The organism is Companilactobacillus furfuricola (genome assembly GCF_003946325.1).
GTDB lineage: Bacteria > Bacillota > Bacilli > Lactobacillales > Lactobacillaceae > Companilactobacillus > Companilactobacillus furfuricola.
Genome location: NZ_RHNT01000032.1, coordinates 1 through 23810, shown reverse-complemented (window position 1 = coordinate 23810; position 23810 = coordinate 1). Strand labels below are relative to the sequence as shown.

The 23810-nt window shown below is 38.2% G+C and carries 22 protein-coding genes; 6 read left to right on the top strand and 16 right to left on the bottom strand.

Going from position 1 to position 23810, the window contains the following annotated elements:
- Nucleotides 1-696: 696 nt before the first annotated feature.
- Nucleotides 697-1326, top strand: a complete 630-nt coding sequence (locus EKM78_RS08725; RefSeq protein WP_125771388.1) for a copper homeostasis protein CutC — start codon at nt 697-699, stop codon at nt 1324-1326.
- Between the two features lie 95 nt (nt 1327-1421).
- Here EKM78_RS08725 and EKM78_RS08720 read toward each other — a convergent pair whose 3' ends face one another.
- The 5 genes from EKM78_RS08720 to yjbM form a co-directional block, all read right to left on the bottom strand.
- The gene (locus EKM78_RS08720; protein ID WP_125771386.1) at nt 1422-3800 is read right to left on the bottom strand and encodes a hypothetical protein; all 2379 of its coding nucleotides are present in this window, start codon (nt 3798-3800) and stop codon (nt 1422-1424) included.
- A gap of 220 nt (nt 3801-4020) precedes the next feature.
- The gene (gene mgtE / locus EKM78_RS08715; RefSeq protein WP_125771384.1) at nt 4021-5394 is read right to left on the bottom strand and encodes a magnesium transporter; all 1374 of its coding nucleotides are present in this window, start codon (nt 5392-5394) and stop codon (nt 4021-4023) included.
- 5 nt (nt 5395-5399) lie between these two features.
- Entirely contained in the window at nt 5400-6305 is a 906-nt protein-coding gene (locus EKM78_RS08710) for an RluA family pseudouridine synthase (RefSeq protein WP_125771382.1), read from the bottom strand.
- Nucleotides 6295-7104 carry an NAD kinase gene (locus tag EKM78_RS08705; protein WP_125771380.1) on the bottom strand — a complete coding sequence of 270 codons (810 nt, stop codon included), beginning with the start codon at nt 7102-7104 and terminating at the stop codon, nt 6295-6297. The genes EKM78_RS08710 and EKM78_RS08705 overlap by 11 nt, the downstream gene beginning before the upstream one ends.
- Nucleotides 7101-7757, bottom strand: coding sequence for a GTP diphosphokinase (yjbM, locus tag EKM78_RS08700; protein WP_125771378.1), 657 nt, complete (start codon nt 7755-7757; stop codon nt 7101-7103). Before yjbM ends, EKM78_RS08705 begins: the two co-directional genes overlap by 4 nt.
- A 144-nt stretch (nt 7758-7901) precedes the next feature.
- Here yjbM and EKM78_RS08695 point away from each other — a divergent pair, with 144 nt between their 5' ends.
- On the top strand, nt 7902-8561 hold the full coding sequence (locus EKM78_RS08695; protein WP_125771376.1) for a DsbA family protein: 660 nt from the start codon (nt 7902-7904) through the stop codon (nt 8559-8561).
- Between the two features lie 41 nt (nt 8562-8602).
- Here EKM78_RS08695 and EKM78_RS08690 read toward each other — a convergent pair whose 3' ends face one another.
- From EKM78_RS08690 to EKM78_RS08675, 4 genes are all read right to left on the bottom strand, one after another.
- Nucleotides 8603-9481 (bottom strand): competence protein CoiA, encoded by an 879-nt coding sequence (locus EKM78_RS08690; protein WP_125771374.1) that lies wholly within the window; start codon nt 9479-9481, stop codon nt 8603-8605.
- Between the two features lie 660 nt (nt 9482-10141).
- Nucleotides 10142-10915, bottom strand: coding sequence for an SDR family oxidoreductase (locus EKM78_RS08685; protein ID WP_125771372.1), 774 nt, complete (start codon nt 10913-10915; stop codon nt 10142-10144).
- Between the two features lie 22 nt (nt 10916-10937).
- A complete protein-coding gene (locus tag EKM78_RS08680) occupies nt 10938-11411 on the bottom strand; it encodes an S-ribosylhomocysteine lyase (RefSeq protein ID WP_125771370.1) in 474 nt (157 codons plus the stop codon).
- A 51-nt stretch (nt 11412-11462) separates the two neighbouring features.
- Nucleotides 11463-12311, bottom strand: a complete 849-nt coding sequence (locus EKM78_RS08675) for a MetQ/NlpA family ABC transporter substrate-binding protein (RefSeq protein WP_125771368.1) — start codon at nt 12309-12311, stop codon at nt 11463-11465.
- A 482-nt stretch (nt 12312-12793) separates the two neighbouring features.
- Between EKM78_RS08675 and EKM78_RS12720 the strand changes: the two genes are divergently transcribed.
- Nucleotides 12794-13045, top strand: coding sequence for a hypothetical protein (locus EKM78_RS12720; RefSeq protein WP_164507271.1), 252 nt, complete (start codon nt 12794-12796; stop codon nt 13043-13045).
- A 341-nt stretch (nt 13046-13386) separates the two neighbouring features.
- Here the strand turns inward: EKM78_RS12720 and EKM78_RS08670 are convergent, their stop codons facing one another.
- The 3 genes from EKM78_RS08670 to EKM78_RS08660 form a co-directional block, all read right to left on the bottom strand.
- The gene (locus EKM78_RS08670; protein ID WP_125771390.1) at nt 13387-14064 is read right to left on the bottom strand and encodes an adaptor protein MecA; all 678 of its coding nucleotides are present in this window, start codon (nt 14062-14064) and stop codon (nt 13387-13389) included.
- Between the two features lie 130 nt (nt 14065-14194).
- The gene (gene spxA, locus EKM78_RS08665) at nt 14195-14593 is read right to left on the bottom strand and encodes a transcriptional regulator SpxA (RefSeq protein WP_125771366.1); all 399 of its coding nucleotides are present in this window, start codon (nt 14591-14593) and stop codon (nt 14195-14197) included.
- A gap of 259 nt (nt 14594-14852) precedes the next feature.
- A complete protein-coding gene (locus tag EKM78_RS08660) occupies nt 14853-15584 on the bottom strand; it encodes an MBL fold metallo-hydrolase (protein ID WP_125771364.1) in 732 nt (243 codons plus the stop codon).
- A 40-nt stretch (nt 15585-15624) separates the two neighbouring features.
- On the opposite strand from EKM78_RS08660, the gene EKM78_RS08655 reads away from it, so the two are divergent.
- Nucleotides 15625-16080, top strand: a complete 456-nt coding sequence (locus EKM78_RS08655) for a hypothetical protein (RefSeq protein ID WP_125771362.1) — start codon at nt 15625-15627, stop codon at nt 16078-16080.
- Here EKM78_RS08655 and EKM78_RS08650 read toward each other — a convergent pair.
- Both EKM78_RS08650 and EKM78_RS08645 read right to left on the bottom strand, forming a co-directional pair.
- Nucleotides 16077-18047, bottom strand: coding sequence for an ABC transporter permease family protein (locus EKM78_RS08650; RefSeq protein WP_125771359.1), 1971 nt, complete (start codon nt 18045-18047; stop codon nt 16077-16079). The genes EKM78_RS08655 and EKM78_RS08650 overlap by 4 nt on opposite strands.
- Nucleotides 18048-18072: 25 nt before the next feature.
- Entirely contained in the window at nt 18073-18834 is a 762-nt protein-coding gene (locus EKM78_RS08645; protein WP_125771357.1) for an ABC transporter ATP-binding protein, read from the bottom strand.
- Nucleotides 18835-18909: 75 nt separating this feature from the next.
- On the opposite strand from EKM78_RS08645, the gene EKM78_RS08640 reads away from it, so the two are divergent.
- Nucleotides 18910-19584, top strand: a complete 675-nt coding sequence (locus tag EKM78_RS08640) for a response regulator transcription factor (protein WP_125771355.1) — start codon at nt 18910-18912, stop codon at nt 19582-19584.
- A gap of 9 nt (nt 19585-19593) precedes the next feature.
- Nucleotides 19594-20595, top strand: a complete 1002-nt coding sequence (locus EKM78_RS08635; protein ID WP_125771353.1) for a sensor histidine kinase — start codon at nt 19594-19596, stop codon at nt 20593-20595.
- A 78-nt stretch (nt 20596-20673) separates the two neighbouring features.
- On the opposite strand, the gene EKM78_RS08630 is transcribed toward EKM78_RS08635, so the two are convergent.
- Both EKM78_RS08630 and EKM78_RS08625 read right to left on the bottom strand, forming a co-directional pair.
- On the bottom strand, nt 20674-22710 hold the full coding sequence (locus EKM78_RS08630) for a heavy metal translocating P-type ATPase (protein ID WP_125771351.1): 2037 nt from the start codon (nt 22708-22710) through the stop codon (nt 20674-20676).
- Nucleotides 22711-22712: 2 nt separating this feature from the next.
- Nucleotides 22713-23129: a CopY/TcrY family copper transport repressor gene (locus EKM78_RS08625; RefSeq protein WP_125771349.1), complete on the bottom strand. Its 417-nt coding sequence runs from the start codon at nt 23127-23129 to the stop codon at nt 22713-22715.
- Between the last annotated feature and the right edge of the window lie 681 nt (nt 23130-23810).

Sequence of the window (23810 nt, the reverse complement as noted above, 5' to 3'; positions counted from 1 at the left end):
ATATATCCATAGTATAATTACTAATCAATGAATAAAATATTGATATATTGCGGGTTAAGCTTGACATCTGGTAGGAATTTCACCACTGAGGTCTGTATCCCCGGGCCCCTCCGTCTAGATAGAGACATAATCCCCCCTTTGGTTGAGTTTTACCGATTTATTTTGTACAAATTGGCACTGTTTGCGCGTCCTATTTCTCACATGTCTATCTCAGGCTTTATCTATTCTGGTGGGGAGTAGGAGCTTCCTTTTTTTGTTATGATATATTTTCTTTTTGGATTACATACTCTTTTCTCGGTTCGCGGGACTTTGCTCCGCTCGTTTTGTTTCCTAGCTTATATTGCTGTTGTTATTTTTGATGCTTTGTTAGTTAGATAAGAGACAATATTCTTTTTGTTCTCTTACTTTCGTTTCTGGCTCGCGTGCTCGAGTCTCGCACTCTTGCCTAGTTCTTAAGTTTTCTTTTTGCTCTGTTAATTTATTTCTTGCTTGTGCACTCGTTCCTTGTGCCCTCGCATGGTTCTCATGGTTTCTTTTTTCTTTATCGTTTCCCTCTGGCTTGGTGCTTATGCTTCGCATGCACCTGCGCCTTTTTGTTTTGACTTTTTACTGAATTTTTGACGTGTCCTACTTTCTTTTCTTTTTGGAAACTGCCATAATCATTAGGATAATTATTTGTGAATTGAGGTTCTTTTTATGTATAAGGAAATTGCTGTTGAGAATTTTACTGATATTCCCCACGCTGTGATGGCAGGGGCTGACAGAATTGAGTTGAATGATAATTTGGCTGTTGGAGGTACTTCTCCTAGTTTGGGTGTTTTGCAGGAATCTGCTAAGTATTTGCACGAGAAGGATGTTTCTTTGGTTGAGATGATCCGGCCTCGTGGTGGTAATTTTGTTTATAATGATTTGGAATTGAAGATGATGGAAGCTGATGTTTTTCAGGCTCAGAAGTTGGGAATCGATGCTGTGGCTTTTGGTGCTTTGACTGCTGATGGCGAGCTGGATGAAGATGCTTTGGAACTTTTGATTGGTGCTTCTTCTGGTATGCAGGTTGTTTTTCATATGGCTTTTGATGAGCTTGCTGAAGCTACTCGTTTTGATGCTATGGATTGGTTGATCGATCATGATGTTGATCGTATTTTGACCCACGGTGGTCCTTTGTCTGCTCCTATTGAGAAGACTTTGCCACAAATTAAGAAATATATTGAATATGCTAATGGGCGCATTCAAATTCTGCCTGGTGGCGGTATTACTGCTGAAAACGCTGATGCTATTGCTTCTGAGCTTGGCGTTTCGGCTCTTCATGGTTCTCGTTTGCTTTAATTCAGTTTTTATTTATTGATGATTGTACAAAAGAAGACAAACTAACTATCCATTTTTCATAAATGAGATGATTAGTTTGTCTTCTTTTTTTGCTTCTATATTCCATCGATCAAATACCAGTCTAATTGAAATGAATATCGTCCTGGATTATTTTGTCCGTTGGATTTTAGCAGAATACCACTTTTTTTGCTCCAATTCTTGACGATGTTAGTTTCTTGTTTACTGTCATTGTCTTTTTGCTTGATGTCGATTATTTGTGGATTAATTAATGATGATTCTTGTCCACTTCGATTTTTGTAGATGATGCTTCCATCAAAGTGTTTGTATTCTTTTTGATTAGGGGAGGCTTTGACTGCTAATTTCCAACCATTGCCTTTTGATCTGGCATCGCTTACTCGAAAATCCCAGTCACCAACTCTTGAGATCAACTGCCCTGGATAATCTGAGATCACTGTTTGAAAATTTACTGTTGGTGTATTGTTTTCAAAATACAATGAATCCGCAATGTTTATTGTGATTTTATGAACCGGCGTTTGAAAATCGTCTTGCTTATCTTTGGCGTATATTTCCAATAGATTCGACCCGTAATTTAGATCCTGCTTGTCAATTTTTAGTATGTAAGGAATTTTTGAAGACAATGAATTCAACTGAATTGAGTTTTTAATATTACCTAATTTGTAAAAAAGTTGAACGTTGGCATTATCATTGTCCGATAATTCTTTTTCCCAGACGTAACAATTGATCTTTAATGATGATGGAATTGAATTCTTATCTTTATAATTTATGGTCCCAAATGGATCCGTCCGCAAATTTAATTTGGATGTGACTATTTGAAATTGCGGTGTTTGGGTATCCAAAATGTCATACTGACTCTTAAATCTGGCATGACTAGGCTTGACTGTTAATTCCTGCGTACCTGCCTGTGAATGAACATTTAGGGTGGCATTTTTCATTGATTGATTCAGTGGACGCGTTATTTTACATGTTAACTGATGATCATCAATTTGAGGATCCGTCACTTGTTCGGTACTACCGTCGGCATAAGTGATGTCAGCTGAGACAAATTTGACCCCATCAGGTACGTCAACTTTAGAATAAATATTGACCCAATCCTTCTCCCCACTCAGATAAGCTAAATGATATTTAAAAGTTAGATCATCGCCTGTATGAACTTTATTTTGTTGAGTCTTTTGATCATTTGTGATCTCAAATTGTCTGGTTTCATCAAATAATGATGACGAAATGTCCGCGTTGACTGCTGAAGGAACCGTTTCAAAAGATATTAAGTTATCCTGGTAATTTTCTCCTGTCGATCCAGTAAATCCCCATCGTAATTTATTTGCCATTGGCCCTTCTTTCGGTAATTTGAAGTGACTGATGTCGACTGCTTGCGTGCTGCTTAAATAAGAATTTGAATCAATATACCCATTTGAATTTTCATTCAGATTTGTATAGGTATTCGGTGTTCCATCTCTTTTTTTATCATTGTACTCATAAGTTAGTCTACCAATTTTGCCGTCTCCTTTATTCCACTTAAGAGTAAGATGATGCCAGTAACCATCTGGTAAAAATACACCTGATTGTAATGACGAGTGCTTCATTACAAAATAGTTTCCATATGTCCCTCTCTCTGGCGTGTAAGTATTAGGAGAATCAGGATAAGCCATTGCTATATGTTGTGTTGAATCATAATTAGAGTTAGCTATTTCATTTTGTGAATCAAAACCAACGCCTTGATTATTCGGGTGTGATCCATCTGTAGTGATGTCTCCGAAACTGTCAAACTCAAGTGCAAAACTATTTTGAATGGCTGTTTTGGCAATTTGATTTGGATCAGTTTGATTGCCATCAAAATCCGTTCCCCATACTCCGATCGATTCACCGTTACCAAATCTTGTTTGACCTTGATTTTGCTGGCTTTGAGAAATGGCACTAATTCCTTTGCTATCGTTTTGCAGAACAAAAGCCATCCCATCGCCACTACCCCGTAATAGTTCCTGATTGCCAAAATATAGCCACATCGAAAGTGTTTGATCCTTAGAAACATCAATATAGTTTCCTGAATTAATATCACTCCAAATAGACCCTAGCTGCCATTGAGAATCGTTGACTTTCAAAATACTAGATTTTATACCAGTACGATTCGTGTTATCCTTGATCACCGCTGAATTATCTTTAGGACTCCCAAAAGTGCCTAGTTTGAACAGCGGAGCAATATCTAAGCCATCTGGTGCATTCTTTAATGCTTCAACTTGATTTTGCGATTTTGGTCCTAAAACTTCACTATTGGAATCATTTTTTGAAGCACCTGCATCCCAAGGCTGATCACGTTTGACGATGATCGGCATAGCTTTTTCAAGATCAGCTCCTGTTGTTTGCTGATTATTAAAGTTCATGCCGAAAATAAAACCAACGATAATGATCGGTACGAAAAAGTAGATTAAACATACTTTTAGGAATGATTTATTATTCACGGTTAGCCTCCAGAATATGAATGTCAATGATGCTGTTCATATCAAATTATAGTTCACACATTAACTAATGAATGAATTTATATATTTATAGTTTTACGTCAAAGATATTAATATCCAGTGTTATGCCTGATACAACACAAAAAGAGACTCCTTAATGAATAGCTAAGTGAGTCTCTTTTTATTTAAATTAAGTCATATTTGATATATTTATTTAATTTTTTCAAGCACCAACGAAATATTTCAAGAACATTCCGGCAATACTGAAGTAAATCAGTACACTAGTTAAATCACTCAAGGTAGAAATGAATGGTCCACTAGCGACGGCAGGATCAAAACCGATCCGTGACATTAGCATAGGAATAAAGCTTCCGGCAATGTTAGCCACAGTAATAGCTGCACACATTGCTAGACCGATCACTAATCCCAGCACAAAATTGTGCTTCCAAAAACCTACGATGACAAAGATCGATGCTCCAGTGACAACTCCAGTCACTAAACCTGTAATCAATTCTTTGCCCAGCAGTTTGAAAAAGTCGGAACGATCGATCTCATCAGTCGCTAGTCTTCTGACAGCGACAGCTAAACTTTGAGTACCAGCGTTACCGGCAGTACCTGTGATGGTCGAGATGAATACTGCTAAGATACTAGCTTGAGCGAGGAGCGCTTCATATTTATTGATCAGCGTTGCCGTTATCATACTTAGTAATAACAAGGTGATCAACCAAGGTAAACGCTTCGTTGCAGCCTTAAATGGGTTGTCAGAAATTGACTCATCAACGTCAACACCGGCCAAACCTGAATAGTCTTGTTGAGCTTCGTCATCGATAACTTCGATAACATCATCAACTGTGATGATCCCGACTAATTTATTGGAATGATCGACTACTGGCAAAGCTAGGAATTCATAATCTCTGATAACTTGAGCAACATCGGCTTGTTCATCATCAACGTTGACGGTTATCAGGTCAGTATTCATAGCCGTTTTTAAAACTGTCTTCGACTTTTGCATGATCAAATCACGCAAAGACATAACACCGACTAAATCTTCATTGTCATCTAAAATGTATAAATAATAAATCGTTTCTGCTGTTTCAGCTACTTTTCTTAAACCTTTGATAGCTTCTCCGGCAGTGATATCTTGATTGAACTGAACAAAATCAGTCGTCATGATACCACCGGCAGTTTCTGTATCGTAGTGGAGCAAGCCACGCAAATTATTGGCATCGCTTTTTGGCATTTCACTCAAAAAGAGGTCAACATGTGACCGATCCATATGCTCCAATAAATCGGCGGCATTATCATCATACATGCAATTCAGCATCTTGGAAGCGTATTGAACATCCATTTCATCCAAAAGTTCTGGGATCAAAGGCAGATCATCTTCAATAGTATCGAACATGTCCCCCATTTCATCAGGGCTCAAGATGCTATACATCTTTAAACGATCCGGTTTTTCTAATGACAAATAAAAAGTACTTTGGTCATAAAAATGCATATCTAAATAAGATTTCCGAAATCTGATCCGGTCATCACTATCGAGAAATCCCTTTAATTCATTAAATTTATCGTCTTGTTTCTTTGTGCTTTCGTCCACCTGACTCACCCCCTTAATTTCTGACAGAGTTCTGTCATGTCAGCTGGCAATGGCGCTATAAGATCCAATTGTTGCTGCGTGATCGGATGAAAGATCTTTAATTCAGCGCAATGCAAAGCTTGACGATCGATCAACGGATCGACCCTTTGTGTATAGTTGTAGTCACCCACGATCGGATGACCGATTGCTTTCATATGAACTCTGATTTGGTGCGTCCTCCCCGTTAATAATTTTAGACGCACTATACTTGCCTTAGGAAAAATCTCCTCAGTCCAATATAAAGTCTGCGACGGTTTACCATTCTCAAAATCGATCGCGCGCAAATAAAAAGCTGTCTTATCGATCCCTATTGGCAGATCAACCTTACCAAAACGAGGCGTTAATTGCCCTTGAATAATTGCTAAATAAAATTTCTCAAATTTATCTGAGTGCAAGATCTGATCCAACATCGAATGTGCATACGAATTCTTGGCAAAAACCATTAATCCAGAAGTATCACGATCCAGTCTAGTGACTAAATGGATCGTGCCATTTTCGTGCTTATTTTGTAAATAAGCCTTCACAACATTAGCCATCGTCTTACTAGTTCGTGCCTTAGCAGGCAAACTGGCGATCCCTGGTGGTTTGTTGATGACTAACATGTATTCATCTTCAAAAATGACATCCAATTTTCCTGGCATAGGTTTGATCAAATCTGAAGGCTTTTCTTCACTCATGACAATCAATAAATGATCCCCAGATTTCATTTTGAAATTAAAGTGGCGCTGTTTGTGGTTAACAAAAATCAGACCACCTTTATTTTTCAGATTATGCAATTGGCTGGATGAAAATCTTTGATGCGTTAAAAATTTGCGGATGATCTTTTTGTCGTCTTGGCCGATGACAAACTTTAAGAAGCGTTTACTCGTCATTTTTACCCAAAAAGGCCGTTTCTACCCTAGTCCAGAAATGACGATGACGATATTGAGCAAATTGTGCCCGACGTGGACTTAGCTTAACTTTGATATACTGCGTATCCTTTAGCTCGACCACTTTACCATCAAAATTAACCACGTAATCTTCAGCATCTTGTGGATAAAGACAAACGATTTGATCTGCCGGGATCACCAATGGCGACGAAATCGTCCGATAGACCCGATTATTGATCGAGGCAACTTCAACCATTTGGAAAACATTGACTTTAGGATGAACTAAAGCTCCACCGATCGATTTAGAATACGCCGTCGAACCAGTTGGCGTAGCAAAACAAAGACCATCGCCACGAAAACTCTCAAAATATTCATTATCAATATCGACTTGCGTCTTTAAAGTTAACGCTGAAAGCCGGCGAACAATAACCTCATTGATGGCAGTTCCTTTGATCACTGAACCGTCCTTAGCTTCGATCTGGACATCGATCAATGGATAGCTCGTGGCCGGGATATCCTCCCCATGATCAATGATCCGTTCAACTAATTCATCGATCTCGTCATCCGTCCAATCAGAATAAAAGCCCAAATGTCCCGTATGAAGTGCGACAAATTTGACCTTATCTAAATTATCAATATAAGCATGAAAAGTACTCAATAATGTGCCATCACCACCAACACTAATTACCAGAGCTGGATCGAGTTGATCGAGCACAAAATCGTGAGCGATCAATTCACGGCGGATCTTGTCAGCGGCTTGGACAGATTCTTGCTTCCCATTATTATTTACCCAAAATTTCATTTCTTCGGTGACCTCGTAGAATTATTAATATTTCGCTTATTGTCCGTAAAGTATTGCTGTGCATCTTGAATTTCTTCACGGATCTTTGACATTTCTTCATCGAGTAAAAATGAAGCTTCCGCTGCTCGTTTCAGTCTTTCATTTATCTCTTCAGGAAAGTCGCCCTTATACTTATAGTTTAACGAATGTTCGATGGTAGACCAAAAATTCATCGCCAAAGTTCTAATTTGAATCTCAGCCAAAATATTCTTCTGACCATTAGCCAATTGGACGGGATATTCGATAACTACGTGGTATGAACGATACCCGCTTGATTTACTATTGGCAATATAGTCGCGTTCCTCAATAACGCGCATATCTTCTCGTTGATGTAATAGTTTCGCTACGTCGTAAATATCTTCCACAAATTGACACTGGATCCTGATACCAGCAATATCTTGCATATCTTGTTCTAGCAAGTCTTCAGAAATATATCGACGCTTCATCTTTTCTTTGATACTATCTACAGTTTTCACCCGACCGGTCACAAATTCGATCGGTGAGTGGATATTCTTTTCTAGGTACTCTTTTCTCGTATTTCGAAATTTTAATTTTAGTTCATCGACAGCTTGTGTGTATGGAATTAAAAAATCGTCCCATTTGATTTCTGACATTACGATCCCTCTTTACTATTTAAATATATCCTACTGGGCATTAATATTCATCTAAAAATATTATTGTAACAATAAAGCAGTTTATTTTACCTTTTTTATGATAGCTGTTAGAATGATTTTGCTAAAGAGATGGAGGGAATAGCAATGTGGGAAGTTTTTTTATATATTAATCCCTTATGTTCATACTGCTTAAAGGTGGAACGTTCTATCATCGATTTCACCCGAAAAAATAACATTGACACACAGTATCACTTTGTAACAACTTTCAACATGGCAACTATCACTGATTATATGTTAATGAAAGGTTATAAACCAGCCGATCTGCAAAAAAGGAACGAAGTCACTGAAAATATTTATGAAGCGGCACTACTCTACAAAGCTGCTGCTTGCCAGGGTAACAAAAAAGCTCGTAGCTTCTTAATGAATCTCCAAAATCAAGTCAACGTTTTAGGAAATCCATTCAACGAAGATACTATCAAAGTGGCCGTAGAAAATAGTGGTCTCAACTTTAAAGCAATCATGAAGGAAAAGGACAGCGATACTGTTAAAAAAGCTGTTAAAAAAGATCAAGAATTAACTTGTCAAATGAATATTGAAAAGGCCCCGACAGTTATCGTCTTCGATGATGACGATCCGTCAAAGCCTGGCGTTATGATCAATAAGTTTGGTAGTGTAACTTCTGAAGATATCATCAATGAAAATCTTTCAGCAATGCTTGAAAAAACAATGCCAACAGCAAAAGAGTCTGATATTGAATTTAATCAGCAAAGTCGAATAATTTATTTTGAGAATTTCAGAAGATAGTTTAACACTAGCTTCTTTTTTTTTACCCAAAATTGCCGTTATCATTCTTGATCTAGTTTCTTCGTAGCATTCAATAATGGCTGTCTGATCCGACGAGGGGTCGACCCACATTTCATCATCCAGTGATACGTCTGATAAATCGGCTTCAGCATCTCAAATTTCTGTCCGACTAAAAAATCCTCCACCCGCTGGTGATGGCGTTGATAATAGCTAGTTTTAAAACGATTGATCTTTGGATCATTGATCCGCCTGATCCGTTCGATCTGGTGTTCACTTATCGTTACTTGTTTGATTTGATCTTGTTTCGGTTGAAAATCGAGGAAATGTCTAAAATTCTTCATGGCAAATGTTTTCTTATGATAAGCCAAGCGATTGAACGGACCGACAAATCGGACCTCATAAAATAATGACAATTTCTTTGTTTCCGTATTAAGCATGACAATATAAAATCGCCAACTAGGATTGTAGGATAAAAATTTCAAATGTTGTTTGGTGATCTTCTCTGATAAATAATCACCACCAAGGATCCACAAATTCTCCAGTCCTTTGTCTTTATAACTATTGACTCGTTTGGATAATCTTTTCAAATCCAATTTGGCACATTGATATTCGATCACAGTCTTGCCATCTACCATTATATCCGGCCTTTGGTCAATGTCTTCTAGATAGACTTCTTCTTCGATCTGACAAGAAGCAGAAGTAGAATCCCTCAAAGCTTTCATCAGCATACTTTTCCCTTTTTTGTGCACGGGCCGTTCATTGATCTCATTATAATGTTCACTTTCATGTTTAAAAAATGGCGTTTTCTCGCCTCTGATCAATACAACAGGTCTCTGACAATTTGGACACTTAAATTTCCCTGCTTTATCGCAATCAATAGCATTGATCAGCTGATCCTTTTCATCTAATGCAGCATACATTTTAATCACCTCTGAATTAAAATTACGCAAGAACAACGAAAATTTTTTTATTTTTCATTTTTTTTCAGATTTTTTACTGATCATACCAGCATCAGATTTAAATTTTATCTATTTATGATTTATAACTGTAGATTTCGGATCAAACAAAATGAATATCAGAAATAACATTCTGAATCCGCAATTTAAAAAATCCGTCTCAAATAAACTTATGACTGCTTAAATAGTAAAGATGAGATAGACATGTGAGAAATAGGACGCGCAAACAGTGCCAATTTGTACAAAATAAATCGGTAAAACTCAACCAGAGGGGGGATTATGTCACTATTTAGACGGAGGGGCCCGGGGATACAGACCTCAGTGGTGAAATTCCTCTTGGCGACGAAGGAGCTTAGAGGAAGGTGCAGTTTTGAAACAAGCGAGCGCACTTTGCTCGATTGGTTCAAAATGTGCCCACCACGTTCCCGACCTTAGTTGTTCGGTGGCATAGCCACCACCATAACCGGTTGCGCAAGTGCATTAGCACTTACGTTCCTTTAACTTATCCCCGGGCCCCCGAGTCGGCTTGAACGTACCAACCAAACTATCACCTCAACACCTATACAATCAAAAAAAGGCAGCAGGAATACCGAAAATTCAGCATTCTGCTACCTTTTTCTATATTCAATTCATGGTCATGCCGCCTGTTACATTGATAGCTTGTCCTGTCATGTAATCTGAAAGACGACTGGCTAGGAATAGTACGACATTTGCGACATCTTGAGGCTTTCCAGTCCGTCCCAGTGGAACTTGACTATTGTCTTCCTTTGCAATGTCGTCAGGTTGAAGTCCTCTGATCTTTGCTCCATCGAATCTTTCTCGATGCTTCATCGCAGTTTCAATGATCCCGGGACACACGGCATTGACATTGATTTGTTTACTAGCAAGTTCAATGGCCAATGTCTTAGTGATCCCTAATACCGCGTGTTTTGATGCGGAATATGCCGCCATCGCACGGTAGCCATTCTTTCCAGCTTGTGAAGCCATAAAAATTATTTTAGCTGGCTGATTCGTGGTCAACATCAAATTAGCGATGTATTTATCTACTAAATAAGTTCCTTTAGTATTCACAGCAATAGTTTTGTCAAAATCACTAGTCTTGCTGTTAACTAGGTAATCCATAGTCGATATCCCGGCAACGTGAGCTAAGACGTTAGGGATCAAGTTGGCCTCTTTCAGTTGATCTGTGACCGTTTGAACGCTTTGTTCATCGGCAACATTCAGATTTACTTGGTAAAGGCCTGGTTTGACCTGATTTAGTTCGTGGTTTTTAAAAGCTAAATCTGCCTCGATCACGATCGACCCTTCTTTGTAAAAAGTTTGGGCAACTGCTTGACCGATTCCTTGATACGCTCCCGTCACAAAAACTATTTTGTCATTCAATTCTGAAAATGTCATTTAACCATCCCTTTAACGAGAATTAGATTACGTGACGTTCAAATGGATCGCTGCTGATACCATCTTCTAAAATCTTCTTAGACCATTCTTTAGCTGAAAATAGTGAATGGTCCCGATAGTTACCACAACTGTAAATGTCAGTTCCTTGAACGTCTTTCCATTCGATCTTATTTGCAATTTCTTCTAATGAACCTTTCAATGCCTTAGCGACTTCTTCAGTTGAGTGTTCACCCCAAGTGATCAAGTGGAAACCTGTACGGCAACCAAATGGTGAACAATCGATAACGCCTGAAAGACGATCTCTTAACAATCCAGCCAACAAATGTTCAATTGTGTGTAAGCCAGCTGTTGGGATAGCATTTTCATTTGGTTGTACTAAACGCAAATCAAAGTTTGAAATTGCGTCGCCTTTGTCACCGTGTTCAACAGTAATTAAACGAACATATGGTGCCTTAACCTTTGTATGATCTAATGTAAAACTTTCAACTTTTGCCATAATTTAAATCTCCTCCAATTTTTCTACAGTATATATCTTAGACTACTTTGACTATTTTTTGAAATATGACAGTGGCTTATCAACTTCAATTTTCGTTCCGTAGTACTTTTTCTTAATATATTGTTGAATTTGCTGATTGTGGTATAACTTGACCAACTTTTTATAAGTTTTGTTGTTCTTGTTCTTTTCAGCAACCGCCAATATATTTACATTGTCTTTCGTCGACTGATCGAGTTTTTCGTGGTAGATCGAATCGGTCAATACGTGCAGCCCTCCGTCAAGTGCCACCGTATTGGAAATCAGGACTACATCAACATCATTCAAAACACGTGGTCCAGTGGTATCATCAATTTCTTTAAATTTCAAATTCTTTGGATTACTTGTTATGTCTTTAGCGTTCCCCAATGCGCCAAAATTTTTCTTCAATTTAATCAATCCAGCATCCTGAAGTAACTCTAACCCCCGAGAAGTATTGGCAGGATTATTAGCAATCGCGATAGTCGAACCATCCTTGATTTGACTAACTTTTTTAAATTTCTTTGAATAAATCCCCAGCGGTTCTAAGTATGTTGTACCGATCGCCGCTAATTTTCCATTAGGATTTTCACGATTGTAAGCTTGGTAATACGCCCACGATTGAAAAGCATTCACATCAACCTTGCCCTCAGTCGTAGCCTTATTCAATTGCGTCCCATCAGTAATTTCCTTAACATTGATCTTTAAACCAGCATCTTTAGCTTGCTGACTTTTAGCAATATGTTCCCAAATCTGCAGATCTGAACCTTGGGAACCAATAGTAATCGTATCGTTTGAAGCCTGACTACTTTGTCCACAACCGGCCAAAACAAAAACCGACACAAGCGCAATAAAAGTAGCCCAATACCAACGAACCCTCTTCATAGAAAACTCCCCCTTTGCGCCAAAAGCGCTGGTTTACGAATGATTCAATCAAGCAAATTTATGAATCATTCAAAAAAGAAAAATCAACCATTCAACCACCTCTTGAAAAAAAACAATCATTCAACTAGATAAAAATTAAAATTTCATTAGCGAATCGCGTTTTTGAAAGAAACAAAAAGTTCCGGATAAAACAAAATCGCCCCTACAATCGAAGCAAATACACTTCAAAATTGTAGGGACGATTTCCCGTGATACCACCCTAATTCGCACTTTACTCACATAAAGCACCTCATCGACACAAACATGTCCGGGATGATATCGCATCCTTGCGTATCCTTAGCTTGCACCAAGAATAAGACTCCGAGCTCATGTTCAGATCAAAATCAATTCCGCCCTCTCACTAACCAACGGTCGCTGTGCAATAAAAATCGATCATACTCTTCTCTTCAACGTCTAATAAAATTAAAATTTGATTAGTTGATGTGAATAAAGATAAACCCAAAGAAAAAGAAAGTCAAACAAATTTTCAAACTTTCCTGAAAACACCCCAACCAAAACCCCATCAGAAAAAGAACCAACAAAATAATATTAAATTTTTTATCCAAAAATCCACCCATCAAAAATGGCCGAATGATTCAAAAAAAAGAACAAATAAAATCTTTTTGGGTTTAGGTTTTCATTTTGAGGTTCGGGTTTGGGTTTGGGTTTTACTATTTCGTAAAAGATTGAGATAGGCAAGTGAGAAATAGGACGAGCAAAAAGTGCCAATTTGAACACAATAAGTCGGTAAAACTCAACCAAGGGGGGGATTATACATACTATCTAGGTGGAGGGGCGGGGCGCTATATGGGCTCAGCCGCCATATTTCACTTGGCAATTTTATTGCCTAGTGAAAGACCAAGTTTTGAGATGCCTGGCGAACTTCCAGGTAGCTCAAAATTGCGTCGGCAGCGTTCCAGTCCCATATAGCGCCCCGACCCGGAACCGGCATTGAACGTACAACCAAACTACTACCTCCACCCAAAACAAAACAAAAAAAAACCGCTGAATAAAAATTCAGCAGTCCCAAAAAACTTTAATCTTTAAAATAATACCGAGTCAACTCAAGTGCAGTCTTGCTCATCAATTCCTTACCATACTCAGACAAAACCGCCGCAGTAACCTTAGTCCGGTAACTGTATTCACTCAATAAAGCCAAGATATCATTATAAGTCATATCGTGCATCTCATCAGTAAATAGTACCAATTGTAAGTAGTATGACCCCTTATATTCCCATAAATTAGAAATTCCACTCTCAAGTCTGAGCAGTCTGGCTAATTGGATATAATCTTCAAAAGTCTTAAACTCAACAATCACAGTTTTCGTAGGTGTATCTGGGTCATTTAAATAAGGAGCTGTATCAGCATCATATTCCTCATGGCCTAGTTCGTTAGTATTAACGTTGACCGATGGAACTTGGTTGTCGTCAGCTATGGCATCATTATCCAATGGCAATGAACCTGGAAGATCCTCGTCGTTAGTCTTACTGATCAGCAATTCCAAGCCAGCCTTATTTGGCATGATCTGGAAAGTAACAGGTTCATTGTTTGAAAATGTATGGTTCTTATCGACCTCGTCTAGAATACTGTAGAAGAATGCTTCGATTTGTTTCTTATTTCCTAACAAATCTAAAACAGTTACCCCACGTTCCTGCAAATCCTGCGTACTAAGAATGACTCTGATCGTATTTTCATTAATATGATCCATTTCCATCATAGTCACCTCAATTCTTGTATCTACATTTTAACAGTCTTAAGTATCTTGTAAAGCAAAGAAGTTTGGATAAAACAAAATGAAGGATCTAATTCATGATTAGACCCTTCATTTTCTTATTTACTGGTTATTATAAACCTGCCATCAATTGAGCCTTTTGTAGCTCCATTGTCCGAACACTTCTTGGCAAGAATCTTCTAATTTCGTCTTCGTTAAAGCCAACTTGGAGACGCTTGTCATCCATGATAATAGGACGTTTCAATAGTCCTGGGTTTCTTTGTACTAAATCCAAAAGTTGGTCGATCGTTAAATCTTCCAAATTCATATCTAAGTTTTGGAATGCCTTCGAACGAGTAGAAATAATTTCTTCTGTTCCGTCTTCAGTCATTTGTAATACTTGTTTAATTTCTTCTTTATTTAGTGGTTCGGAATAAATGTTTCTTTCCTTGTATGGAATGTCGTGCTTTTCAAGCCAAGCTTTTGCTTTACGACATGAAGTGCAACTTGGAGATGTATAGATTGTTACCATAATAATCTCTCCTTTTTCACTAAAGTGTGCTAAGGTGATTCCTCAACACCATATATTGTAGCTCATTAAAATTATAAAATCTACACTATTTGAAAATAAATAGCGAATATTTGTTCTAGCAGTCAATGGTTGTGAAAGGCTGATCTTTGAGTTTTTGCGACAAAAAGAATGTTTTCACAATCACTAATAACTATAAATTAATTTAATTAATAGGATAAAAATAATGGTATGGTCAACCTCTACTCCTAAGTCTTGTGGTCTAGATCTCGACTTCAAGTCCAGTAAATGCATGAATCGTTGGGATACCCTCAGAATATTTCTGAGTTTCTGTCAACATCTCTTCAGCATTTATTTTTTGAGGTAAATGACTGATCATTAATCTTTTCACTTGGGCAGCTTTGGCTAACTCGCCGGTCTGCTTAGTAGTTAGATGCCAAATCTTGCCTGTTTTATCTTCAGGGAAGTTAGTATCCGTGATCAAAAGATCACTACCCTTAGCGAAATCAATTAATCCATCAAAATATGCAGTGTCTGAAGTATATACGATTGATTCATCACCCTTCGTAATTTTCATTGCATAAGCTGGAACTGGATGGATCGTTCTTAAAAATTCAAAGTTCAATGATCCAATTGTTGTTGTTTCATAATCATTGTAAGCAATGCCCTTACTTACACCATCCATAGTTAATTGAGCAAAGTTGACAAAGTCTTGGGTATGACCGTAGATCGGTAAAACATCATGTTTCCGATTTTGTGGGTCAAGTTGCCAATTATATTGCAACACGCCCAGATCTGCTGTATGGTCGTGGTGATAATGGGATAGGACGACTGCGTCTAATTGAAGTGGGTCAATATAATTAGAAAGTTCATTTAAAACGCCACTTCCACAGTCGATCAAGATATTTTTACCTTCGTCTTGAAGTAAATATCCTGACGTTCCCTGTCCTTTATAAGGATAACCGCCATAAAAACCCAGTACTGTTATTAACATATAAACCCTCCAAATTTTTTTAGAAAGGATCTCAATAATTATGGACATATCATTAAAGTTAGGCACAGATAATTTTTTAAAAACTCAGCTAACTTCTGCTGATACCTTATTAAAACCCTTATTAGTAAGCAATGGAGACCATCTTTTAATAAAAGAATTAACCACTTCTGGTGACTATCGAAATCTACAGGGTGATTTGGATTTATCAAAGGATCTCTATTTACTAGTGTACATAAAATTGAATAATGAACAAATCTCGATCTTTGAAGATAAAGTTTACAACAAATTTGATGAATTCGTTGAAAAAGATAATCAACCAGCTATTTTTCAAAAACGAGCTGACTTCAATGAATACTTATTGATCAATAGTTTTTCGCATCAAGAAGATCTAGGCTTGTGGAAAGATCAAATTAAAAGTCTGATCGAGAATGGTATTCAAGCTGTTTCGAATGAACCACTAAAATTCTTTACTAAAGCTTATCAAAAAGAACTTTAAAGTTTGTCTTTGACGCCACGCCACGACAAAATATACGTTAACACTCCTGTCAAGCCGTATAAAAGTACGTATGACAAACCTATCAACACAAATGATGCAAACTGATTAGTCGTGCTGAAGACTAATTTTAAAATACCGATGACCAAAAATGATTGGATCAAAGCAAATATCATGGGCATTCCAAATAGTAAAGCTGTTTCTTTTTTGATGATCACTTTGATCTCGTTTTCTGATGCACCGATCCTTTTCAGTGTTTTCAGCTGACGCCATTCATAATCATCTCGCAGCAACACTTTGAGCGTCAATAAGCTGCCTAGAGCAATCAACAACGCGATACTAAACGTCGTAATCAAAAACAAGAAAAAGCCAGTCGCTTGCCGGACGATATTTTTCGTCACCTCTTGTCTGACAAAGCTCGATTGAATATATTGATTGGTACCCAAGTATTTACCATCCAATTTGTCTGACTTAGTAATGTAAGATTTGTTCAGCGACGATTTCACGTGAACGGTCAAGTAATATTGATGCTCCTTTTGCTTAAGTCGTTTGATGGCAGTTGCTGACATCTTATCAGCGCCTTTAACGTCCCATCCATAAAAAGTCTCACTCGCGTCACTGTTGATCTGGCGGTAATAACTATTTGGCACAACTAGCATGAGTCCGGAATACATGCGACTTCCGTATGGAAACATTGAACCGACTTTTCGTGCTGTTATCTTTGGCGCATTTTTGACTGAAATTGGATGTTCAATATTATTGTAATTAGGAGTCAAAGCTGACAGTTCACCTTTTATTTCTAGAAAATCTCCCGATTTGATCGAGGGATTTTTTTTCGTGATCCGTTGAGGTAACTTCAAATAATTATCGTATGACATTACGGAAACTAATCTTGGCGTATATTCCTTGCTGGAATAATCCCATATTTCAGCAATCGTTCGTTTGATCGGTGTATGATAGCGTTCTTTGACTTTGGTCCCGTGATCTTTTAATTGTTGTTCCACAGCGCCAGCTTGATCCTTGGTGGAAACTAACGAAAATGAATAAGAAATTTGATAATCTTGGTAAACGATTTGATACCCAGCGTAGCAAAATACTAGCATAGCCACGGCTAAAGCTGATAATTCGGTGATAAACCAAATGATAGAGGTATTTTTCACCAGTCTTTGATGCAAATATTTAAATGAGAACAAATTAGTCCCACGATATGAGAAAAATTTGATCCGATCTAGCATTTCTAAAACTAAGGGTAAAAATCCGCGAAAGACAAAATAGCTCCCAAAGACATAAAGCAGTCCGATGATAAAAGTCAAAATCATCGAGTCATCGTTACGTCCGATTTCACTAGACATTGAAAGTAATGGCATTGTCAAAGCGACACCAGACAAGAACAAGACCACGCCGAAGATCCCTAAAAGCGATCGGATAAACCAGTTATTGTAAAAATGCTGCTTCTTTTTTCGTTCGCGCAGGATCAAATATGCTCTAAAGCCATTCAACAAACTCAAGATGATCGATGAATAAAATCCAGTCTTCAGCATTATCCAAATAACGTCCATTGAAAGATAAAATCTAAAGGTCAAATCGATGCGCATCAAGTAGACTAGCAACATGCCAATGAATTTTTGCAAAATGACTGCCAGCAACATGCCGATCACCCAGGCGATCAGTTGAACTACTATCGTTTCCAAAAAACTGATCAGTGCGATCGCAAATTTGGACATCCCTAATTTGAAATAGGTTTTAAATTCCAGGCGTTGCTGCTGAATAAAAAAGCCACCGACATAAGTCATATAAACAAAGGTAAAAAAAGCGAAAACAAATGCCATAACGTACATGAATTGCTGCAGAGTTACATTCCAGTAATGGGAACTCTTTAACGTTGGATCATCCACGAGCATCGCTAACAAAGTCAAGACTGCAACGGCAAAGACCGACGAGGCAATGTAGATCAAGTAGCTGTCTCGCATTTTGGCTAGACTACGCCTAATTATCTTAAGGTATATTGAAATAGCTACCACCTCCGATCGTCCGTTGCATATTGATCACTTGCTCGAAAAAATCATTTCTATTGCCAGAATTGACGATCTCAGAGAAAATCGAACCGTCCTTAATAAAGACTACCCGACTACAATAACTAGCTGTGAACGCATCGTGTGTCGCCATTAAGATAGTCGTCTTTTCACGTTGATTGATTATCTGCATATAGTTCAACAAAATCGTGGCCGACTTTGAATCGAGACTTCCGGTAGGTTCATCGGCAAACAATATCTCTGGATTATTGATCAATGCCCGTGCAGCGGAAATAATTTGCCGTTGCCCTAATGACAAGTCGTCGATCGTGCGTTGACTTAACTCGCCAATATCTAATAAACGATTCAAATGTTCAAACCGTTGCTCAATAATTTTCTTCGATGAATGATTCAAAACTAATGGCAAAATAATATTTTCTTTAACATTCAGCGAATCGAGCAGATCAAAACTTTGATAAATGAACCCCATCTTATGACGTCGATATTTGGCTAGTGTTCGATCATGTTGCTGCGTCATGTCGATCCCATCAATGATTATTTGTCCATGATCAGGACGCTCATTAGTTGAAATGGCATTCAACAAGGTCGACTTCCCAGCTCCAGAAGGTCCCATGATACCAAGAAACTCACCTTCAGCAACTTCCAAATCGATATCCTTTAAAGCGTGGACCGCATTTTTCTTTTTTCCATAGTCTTTAGCAATATTTTTTACGATTATTTGCAACTGAAACTCCCCATTGATCGATTAATTATTGTTATCATTAAGTGCGTATATATTTTATCATGAGGGCGGTTTATTATGGCTAAAATAATGATTATTGAAGATGACGCTTCAATTTCTAAATTAATCAGTGAAAATTTATCTAAATGGCAGATGGATACTTACGTAGTGACAGATTTTTCAACGATAATCGAGCAATTTCAAGCAGAAAAACCAGATCTAGTATTGCTCGATATCAATCTGCCGGTCAGAGATGGCTACTACTGGAATCAAGAGATCCGCAAGATCTCCAAAGCACCGATCATCATCATTTCTTCCAGAAATTCCAATATGGATCAAATCATGTCTATGAATATGGGCGCCGACGATTTCGTGGAAAAACCTTTTTCGATCGATATCTTGATCGCCAAGATCAATGCATTGCTGCGCAGAACGTACGACTTTACAAAATCAACTAGTAACATCATTGAACACGATGGTTTGAAGCTTAATTTATCTGATGGGACAGTTGAGATCGGTGAAAACAAGATCGATTTGTCGAAAAATGAATACAAGTTGCTGCAACGATTGCTAAAGGACCAAGGAAAGATCGTCTCGCGTGAACAATTACTTAACTTCATGTGGGATGACGAACGCTTTGTTGACGACAATACTTTAACGGTCAATATCAATCGCTTACGGAATAAATTTGAAAAAAATGGACTTTCCAATTACATCGTTACAAAAATTGGACAAGGGTACATCATCCCTTAGGAGGCAAATATGACATTTTGGAAATACTTGCGTGATCATGGATTGCTGTTACTAGCAATAATCCTCGGTGTCACTTTTGTCGAACTAGTTTTATATTTGGACCCAAACGTGCAATTTGATACTGGCACTTTGCTATACAGTTGGACTCTAGCTATGATCATTGCGGGACTTTGCATCAGTGTCTCGTACATTCGTAAAAAGAGCTGGTACAAGAATCTTGAAAGCTATCAGGAAGACCTGTCCAAAGAACTAAGCGGCGCCAAAAATAACGAACAACTTTTTGTCCAAGAAAAGATCAACAATATAGTTTTGCAATATCGCCAAGAATTGACTCAGCTTTATCAAAACCAACAAGATCAACAGGAATACACCGAATCCTGGGTCCACGATATTAAAGTTCCCTTAGCGGCTTTAAAATTAGCTTCGAATGATGAGCTAGATCCAGAATTGTTGAGTGAAGAAACCGAACAAATCGATTATCTAGTCGATCAAGCGCTTTATTTTGCCCGCTTGAATAATTTTTCCAATGACTATTTGATCAAAGAGCAAGATCTTAACGAAATAGTCAAGAACAGCATTCGGACTAATAAACGTAGCTTCATCAACAAACGCATCGGTATCGACCTTGACGTCTCTGACCAGCCGGTCTTGACTGATTCCAAATGGTTGAGCTTTATTCTAAATCAGATCCTCGCAAACAGCTTGAAGTACACCGCTGCTGGAGGAAAGATCCAGATCTTTACCACTTCAGAAAAACAAAATATTTTATTACACATCAAAGATAACGGGATCGGGATCAAAACTGAAGATCGAACACGCGTCTTCAATAAGGGCTTTACCGGTAGCAATGGACGAACCTCCGGCAGCAAAGCCACCGGTATCGGGCTATATTTAGTCAAAAAAATGATCGATCGTCTGGGTCACTTGATCGAAATCAAATCTACCGTAGGAAAAGGGACCGAAGTGATCATAACCTTTATTGATCTTCCCTATTACTACTCACAAGGATAAGAGAGCGGAAAAGATGACTATCTTCTGAAACTTGTTTCCACAAAAAAATCGTCGATGAACTGATCATCGACGATTTTTTTATATTTTACGTAATGTCATTGCATTGATTGCCACTATGATAGTTGACAATGACATGATGACCGCACCTAAGGCTGGATTTAAAACAAATCCGATCGGTGCTAAAATACCGGCCGCCAGCGGGATGGCAATAATATTATAGCCAGCTCCCCACCATAAATTCTCGACCGTTTTCTTATAGGTCTTTTCTGCTAATTTTAAGAACTTGATTATGTCGGCTGGATCACTATTGTACAAAACGATATCCGCTGAATCGATAGCAACGTCTGTCCCTGCACCAATTGCCACACCAATAGTGGCACTAGCCAAACTTGGAGCATCGTTGATCCCATCACCGACCATCATTACCTTGTGACCTTCTAACTCGAGGTCACGAATAACTTGATGTTTATCTTCAGGAAGTAACTCCGCTTTAAATTCTTCGATCCCTAACTGTTTAGCAAAATTCTCAGCAGCTGGTTTGTTGTCACCTGTCAACATGATCGGTGTAATGTTTCTAGCCTTCAGTTCCTGAATGAACTTAGCGGCATTTTTCTTAACTTTATCACCCAACGCAACTAAACCGACTACTTGATCATTAGTCACCAAATAACTGATGGTGTTGCCTTTATCTAAGTATTCTTGAGCATGTTCACCATTAAATTTGATCGACTTTTCATTTAAATACTTCATATTGACTAAAAAGTAAGTTTGCTCTTCATACGTTCCACTCATTCCATAACCCTTAAGGGCTTTTACGTCTTCAAATTGAGTTGGTTCAACTTGGCTAGCTTTAGCCTTAGAAACGATACTATTGGCAATTGGATGGCTCGATCCTTGTTCAAGTCCAGCAATTAATTTAAGTATCTCATTATCCGAATAATCGCTGTCTAAGGACTTTAACCCATTGACTGTGAATTCACCTTCAGTCAAAGTTCCCGTCTTGTCCATCGCCACATAATCGATTTTGCGGCTATTTTCGATAGCTTGGTTATCACGAATGATCAAGCCGTTAGTAGCTGCGATCGACGTACTCCGTGACATTACTAATGGGATAGCTAATCCCAAAGCGTGTGGACAAGCGATGACCAAAACGGTTACCAATCTATTCAGAGCAATACTGACTGAGCCAAAGACTAACCAATATACAAAGGCAATGATCCCAACCATCAAAGCTGCGTAAAAAAGCCAGCCAGATACTTTATCAGCTAACACCTGTGTCTTAGATTTACTCATTTGCGCATCAGAAACTAATTTGCTGATCTGAGACAAGTATCCTTCTTGAGCCGTCTTAGTAACTTGAACTCTGATCGTGCCATCGCCATTGATCGAACCACCAACAACTGAATCAGAGACGTCTTTTTTGATAGCCTTTGATTCACCAGTAACTAATGATTCGTTGACATAACTTTGCCCAGAAACAACGACCCCATCAAGCGGGATCGATTCCCCAGCTTTAACTTCAACAACGCTACCAGAGATAACTTGATCGATATTTTGTTCAACCACTTTGTCGCCTTTAACCAAATGAACTTGATCAGCAACTAATGACGAAATCTTATCCAAAGCACTACCAGCTTGCATCGTCGACTTCATTTCCATCCAATGACCTAGCAGCATAATAACGATCAAGGAAGCAAGTTCCCAGAAAAAGTCCATCACATGGGTATCAGATCTAACGATGTCATTCATGACAAAAGCATAAATACTATAAATATAAGCCACCGAAATACCCATAGTGATCAACATCATCATCGCAGGCTTCTTCGACTTAAGTTCCGCATAAGCTCCCGTCAAAAATGGTTTACCGCCATAAAAATACAAAATACTAGACAAAATCAAAACGATCCAGTCCGAGCCAGGAAATTGAAACTGAAATGGCAAATGCAGTCCCATAAAAGGCGACAAAATAAACACCGGAATGGCAAAAATCAACGAAAGCCAAAATTTCTTCCGCAAATCTCCCATGTCCATCATCATGCCACCATGCATCATCATATGACCATGGTCCATCTCATCCATATTCATATCATTCTTCGACATATCATTCATATCCATAATTAAGCCTCCCCTAAACAGTCACATTGAACATGATCAGGTGCATTTTGTTTCTTCTTCTCCAACAAGGAAATCAAATCAGCAATATCACCTTGAGAAATCTCCGAACTAGCAATCAAATCCTCAATAGCCTTACCTTTCTTCATATCGCACAAACTATTAAAAACCCGATTAACATTCTGATGAATAGCCTCATTCTCAGCAATCATAGGCTTATAAACATAAGGACGCGAAGACTCATCAGCCTGCAAAAAGTCCTTCTTCTGCAAGCGAGTGATCAAAGTCTTAACAGTAGCATCCTTCCAAGCAGTCTTACGCTTCAAATACAAAATAGCGTCCTTACTAGTACCGGAACCTAAAGTCCAGAAAATCCGCATAACAGTCCATTCGGCATCGCTCATAGTCTCTACATTAGACATGTAAACACCTCCTTAAATTACACTTGTAAATTATCTTTAAAGACAGTTTACAACCGTAAACTAGGAAAGTAAAGCAAAAAGGGATGAACCAAAAACATTCAGTCTGAAGAAACAAAGGAGTACGGAAATCAAAGGCAGATATTAAAAAATCAAGCGGTTACAAGGCAAGAGTGTGAGGAACGAGCACGCAAGCAAGAAATAAATAAAAAGAGAAAAAAACGAAGCACCAGAACCAGACAAGAGCACGAGGAACGAGTACGCGAGCAAGAAGCGAAAGCAAGAGAAGAAAAAAAGTATTTGATCTTATCCAACCAATCAAGAAAAGAAAGAAGCAACAACAACGTAAGTCAGGAAACAAAATGAGCGGAGCAAAGTCCCGCGAACCGAGAAAAGAGTATGTAATCCAAAAAGAAAATATATCATAACAAAAAAAGGAAGCTCCTACTCCCCACCAGAATAGATAAAGCCTGAGATAGACATGTGAGAAATAGGACGCGCAAACAGTGCCAATTTGTACAAAATAAATCGGTAAAACTCAACCAAAGGGGGGATTATGTCTCTATCTAGACGGAGGGGCCCGGGGATACAGACCTCAGTGGTGAAATTCCTACCAGATGTCAAGCTTAACCCGCAATATATCAATATTTTATTCATTGATTAGTAATTATACTATGGATATAT

What these genes read in the sequence shown, in the direction of transcription:
- EKM78_RS08630 (WP_125771351.1), bottom strand. Translation starts at nt 22,710, where the DNA reads ATGGATATGAATGATATGTCGAAGAATGATATGAATATGGATGAGATG.
- EKM78_RS08640 (WP_125771355.1), top strand. Translation starts at nt 18,910, where the DNA reads ATGGCTAAAATAATGATTATTGAAGATGACGCTTCAATTTCTAAATTA.
- EKM78_RS08725 (WP_125771388.1), top strand. Translation starts at nt 697, where the DNA reads ATGTATAAGGAAATTGCTGTTGAGAATTTTACTGATATTCCCCACGCT.
- spxA (WP_125771366.1), bottom strand. Translation starts at nt 14,593, where the DNA reads ATGGTAACAATCTATACATCTCCAAGTTGCACTTCATGTCGTAAAGCA.
- EKM78_RS08655 (WP_125771362.1), top strand. Translation starts at nt 15,625, where the DNA reads ATGGACATATCATTAAAGTTAGGCACAGATAATTTTTTAAAAACTCAG.
- EKM78_RS08635 (WP_125771353.1), top strand. Translation starts at nt 19,594, where the DNA reads ATGACATTTTGGAAATACTTGCGTGATCATGGATTGCTGTTACTAGCA.
- yjbM (WP_125771378.1), bottom strand. Translation starts at nt 7,757, where the DNA reads ATGTCAGAAATCAAATGGGACGATTTTTTAATTCCATACACACAAGCT.
- EKM78_RS08660 (WP_125771364.1), bottom strand. Translation starts at nt 15,584, where the DNA reads ATGTTAATAACAGTACTGGGTTTTTATGGCGGTTATCCTTATAAAGGA.
- EKM78_RS08670 (WP_125771390.1), bottom strand. Translation starts at nt 14,064, where the DNA reads ATGGAAATGGATCATATTAATGAAAATACGATCAGAGTCATTCTTAGT.
- EKM78_RS08650 (WP_125771359.1), bottom strand. Translation starts at nt 18,047, where the DNA reads ATGCGAGACAGCTACTTGATCTACATTGCCTCGTCGGTCTTTGCCGTT.
- EKM78_RS08710 (WP_125771382.1), bottom strand. Translation starts at nt 6,305, where the DNA reads ATGACGAGTAAACGCTTCTTAAAGTTTGTCATCGGCCAAGACGACAAA.
- EKM78_RS08695 (WP_125771376.1), top strand. Translation starts at nt 7,902, where the DNA reads ATGTGGGAAGTTTTTTTATATATTAATCCCTTATGTTCATACTGCTTA.
- EKM78_RS08690 (WP_125771374.1), bottom strand. Translation starts at nt 9,481, where the DNA reads ATGTATGCTGCATTAGATGAAAAGGATCAGCTGATCAATGCTATTGAT.
- EKM78_RS08675 (WP_125771368.1), bottom strand. Translation starts at nt 12,311, where the DNA reads ATGAAGAGGGTTCGTTGGTATTGGGCTACTTTTATTGCGCTTGTGTCG.
- EKM78_RS08685 (WP_125771372.1), bottom strand. Translation starts at nt 10,915, where the DNA reads ATGACATTTTCAGAATTGAATGACAAAATAGTTTTTGTGACGGGAGCG.
- EKM78_RS08705 (WP_125771380.1), bottom strand. Translation starts at nt 7,104, where the DNA reads ATGAAATTTTGGGTAAATAATAATGGGAAGCAAGAATCTGTCCAAGCC.
- EKM78_RS08680 (WP_125771370.1), bottom strand. Translation starts at nt 11,411, where the DNA reads ATGGCAAAAGTTGAAAGTTTTACATTAGATCATACAAAGGTTAAGGCA.
- EKM78_RS08625 (WP_125771349.1), bottom strand. Translation starts at nt 23,129, where the DNA reads ATGTCTAATGTAGAGACTATGAGCGATGCCGAATGGACTGTTATGCGG.